We start from the raw sequence: 3,356 nt of genomic DNA, 5'->3' as shown, positions 1-3,356 counted from the left end.
TTACCCTCCATAGTGAGAGAAATGCTCAAGCACATAGTCAGGCCCCACCACGTCGTAATAGCCCTCCTCGTTCTCTTGCTCAGAAAACACCAGGTCTTCCCAAATCTCTTCATGGCTCTCCCCGTTCACATACTGGACGTAACCGGCAAAGGCGCAGCCGCACTCAGCAAAGAAGTGGGTGATCGTGGTCTTTGGGAAACGACGCGCTAACACCTCTATCGGTGGTATCGCCGGAGACCAAGCAGTATCAAATTCCAATTGATTCTCGCCAACCTCTAAAACAGAGGCTCGATCCCACTTCGTGCCAAGGCGTTCAACGTTATCGTGATACCCCGATGGAGTTTGGCTATCGCGAGCAAACAAACCACCATTAAAGCCATTGAGCTCAACCAATAACATCGGCGGCGCTAACGCACTCAGAGAAAAGTCCTTAGACGCTTGCTCTGGCTCTGGCTCAGGTAAATCAAGCTTTGCCCAAACAATATCGAGCGGTAATCGACGAAAATAGAGTCCTGTCCAATCTGAGGCTTGTTTTTTCAGCAAGGGCGCCATCTTCGTTCTGGCGGCTTTAGGTAAGTCCCCCGAATAACGCTGCTTGAGACCACTTTGTTCAAAAAGCGTAAGTAACCACTGGCAGACCTCCTCATTGAGTGCCACATCGGGTTGTTTCATTAACGTGACAAACTTTGTAAACGCACGATTTTCTGGTGTTGAACTTCCGACCTTGCGAACAAGGTCTGGGTAGAGTTCAAAAGTCATTGGGTAAGTGGGTTTTAACAGCCCACCGACACCGGCTAAAAACAGCTTAGCCGCCGCGCGTGACGCTTGTTGATGAAGCAGTGGTTTGGGTTGGGTCATGAGTTCGATGATGGCATCAGAATCAGGCCCATCGATATGAATTTGGTTTACACACCAATTTGGCATAATCAGTTCCTCTTAAAAAATAAAAGGATGCCCCCACATGGGAGACATCCCAGGTGGGGGGGGGGGGCGCAAAGCGCGATGTGATAAAAAAGCCCCTATCTAAGATAGAGGCTTTAAGGTTAAGTCGAATTGAGGTTTATTTAGCGATAGCGGCAACTAATGCCTATGAGAGCAATGTCATTAATATCTGCTCTTTAAACAGTAATGTCACTGTACCCACAATGATGGTTCCACAAATCGCCCATTGCAATCGATCAAGCTTAGAACGCACTTCTTTAACTTCGGTTCGAACATCCGCAATGTCTTGCTTCAATTCAGTACGAACATCCACAATCTCAGTACGAACTTCGTCAATACGTCGATTCAGATTACGCTCTGTCTCTTGCAGCTGCTCTCGCGTCACGGCATGTTGTGACACATCGAGCAAATGCTTCATCAGATCTTTTTGGGTAAATTCGTTTGGACTACTCATCGTCATTATCTATTCCTATTCTCTGTTAACACTATAACAAAAAAGACAGAAAACCCCAATCCCCGACAGGAATAGAGGTTCCTGTCGGATGGGTTACATTACGGTTAGATCAACACTTCCACGACGTGATACGAAACATACGGGCCATGAATGGTTCTCGTGGTACGTCGAACCACTCCTGCTTGCTCAAGCGCGCCTAAAAATCCAGCGTACTCGTCACAATCTTTAATGGCTGTTTCATTCTCGTTGAAGTGATTGTTTGGTAAACACACCGTCGGAGTGCCCATAGGCTCTCCTGGAAACGAATCCGAAGCTTCATTTCGTTTTGTATCGGCCGTGCATAACTGGAGCGCGATTTGCTTGTTATTACGATAGTGATGTTTAGAGACGTCACAATCGATTTTCTGCCCACCGGCCAGTGTTACCGTCACCATAAGTTGAGTCATATCATTTCTTCCTAATATAAAAAAAGAAGGAATGACCCCATAGAGGAGACATTCCCCTCTATGGGTTTATGGGTTGCCCCTAATGCGAGCGACGCTGAAATCTCAGCGTGTTCACAAACGGGGTAGATTCATCCCACACCATGAAATCATGACTAAGGCGTTGTTGGATCACTTCAATGTCTTCGACGGGGTAAAAGCGCCCTTCACGCATCATAAAACCAGCGTTTGCCAGCTCTGGTGGTGAAATGTCACTGCCCCTCGCCACAGAAAAAAGCGCCAGGGCTTTTGTCTGTAAAAGATTGAGTTTGTCCATCTTGCTCTCCTCAAAAATAAATAAGGAGAGCCGCCATAGGGGAACGAGTCCCCTGTGGGTTGGGTTAATAGTTAATTCAATTTCGCTTGTTCAATACGCGCCTCTAGGCGTGCATTAAAACGCGCATCCAGCATGGTCTTTTTCAACCAATGAACCACCGCTTGCGGCTCATCAGCATCAAGAAGATAAAACGTACACAGCCAACTCACCACTTCGGGCTCGCTGTACAGCGTCTGTTTCAATTCAGTCAAATAAACGCCTGTTACCGCTTTACCGTTACGGAGTCTTTGTTCGATGTCATCGAATAAACCAGCGTAGTGGCAAGCTTTGAGATAACCGCGTTCATTTTCCTCCATGTTGGCTTCGCACTTAGAGCAAAACTCTTGGTCACACTCATGATGGCTACAGTGAGTACAATTCAATGAGTAAACTGAATTAATACAACCACCCAGTAACTCATCAAATTCACGTCTTACAGCAGCTTGACCGCAGCAAGGACAGGGTTCTTCATTTGTGAAACCATTTGTGTCGAGTACGCTCTCTAGTACAAAGGCGTTATACGTATCTTGAATCATCATTGTATTGTTCATTGTCGCTCTCCTAATATTGGCAAAAAGGAGAAACGTCGCCATAGGGGAACGTATCCCCTGTGGGTAATCAATGAAAGTAATAAAAAGCCCCAACACACAACAGTGTATTGGGGCAGTCAAACATCAAGCCGCTTGCTGATTTGCATCAGAACCAGTCGGTGTTGGCGATTGTACAAGTACAACGTCATTCACCTTCAGATACTTCACTTTGAGTAGACGCCCCTTAATGGTTGCGCCAAACTGACCCGCTTTCGTACTGTGGTTGCTTTGATAAGTAAAGGTGTCGAGCGAGATATCACTGATAGTAAAACTCAGTGAGCCTTTATCGCCACCTTGCTGGCTAAAGTCGTAGTTATCAAGACCATGCGCTTCAAAAAGCTCAATCGCCTCTTTCCCTACGACTTTGCAGTCAATGTACGTTCTTTCGTTATCATCACCACGTAAACACGTGATGGTGGTTGCGTAGAACGGGTCACCTTTTTTCGGTGTCACTTTTCTCACGCGGTTTAGAAAACCAAATCCATGAGTGTGAAGGTCGAAATAAGTGTTTTGATTGTTATCAGACATAATGTTTTCTCCGAGACAGGCTGCACGAGAAAAAATTACATCCC

6 protein-coding genes are annotated in these 3,356 nt (G+C 46.2%); all 6 read right to left on the bottom strand.

Going from position 1 to position 3,356, the window contains the following annotated elements; translation table 11 throughout:
• The gene (locus AB6E51_RS24045) at positions 1–924 is read right to left on the bottom strand and encodes a DUF1281 domain-containing protein (protein WP_372102024.1); all 924 of its coding nucleotides are present in this window, start codon (positions 922–924) and stop codon (positions 1–3) included.
• A gap of 163 nt (positions 925–1,087) precedes the next feature.
• Positions 1,088–1,402, bottom strand: coding sequence for a hypothetical protein (locus tag AB6E51_RS24040; protein ID WP_017110269.1), 315 nt, complete (start codon positions 1,400–1,402; stop codon positions 1,088–1,090).
• A gap of 98 nt (positions 1,403–1,500) precedes the next feature.
• Positions 1,501–1,842: a hypothetical protein gene (locus AB6E51_RS24035; protein WP_017110270.1), complete on the bottom strand. Its 342-nt coding sequence runs from the start codon at positions 1,840–1,842 to the stop codon at positions 1,501–1,503.
• Positions 1,843–1,921: 79 nt separating this feature from the next.
• The gene (locus AB6E51_RS24030) at positions 1,922–2,155 is read right to left on the bottom strand and encodes a hypothetical protein (protein ID WP_102333101.1); all 234 of its coding nucleotides are present in this window, start codon (positions 2,153–2,155) and stop codon (positions 1,922–1,924) included.
• Positions 2,156–2,226: 71 nt separating this feature from the next.
• Positions 2,227–2,745 carry a hypothetical protein gene (locus AB6E51_RS24025; RefSeq protein WP_372102025.1) on the bottom strand — a complete coding sequence of 173 codons (519 nt, stop codon included), beginning with the start codon at positions 2,743–2,745 and terminating at the stop codon, positions 2,227–2,229.
• Positions 2,746–2,868: 123 nt separating this feature from the next.
• Positions 2,869–3,356: DUF3577 domain-containing protein (locus tag AB6E51_RS24020; protein WP_372140269.1), on the bottom strand; the 488-nt coding region annotated here is incomplete at its 5' end.

Origin of the sequence: Vibrio sp. 10N.247.311.47, assembly GCF_041467535.1 — a bacterium.
Lineage (GTDB): Bacteria > Pseudomonadota > Gammaproteobacteria > Enterobacterales > Vibrionaceae > Vibrio > Vibrio crassostreae_C.
The sequence above is the reverse complement of the archived record's forward strand: the minus strand, read 5'-3'. Positions and strand labels throughout refer to the sequence as shown.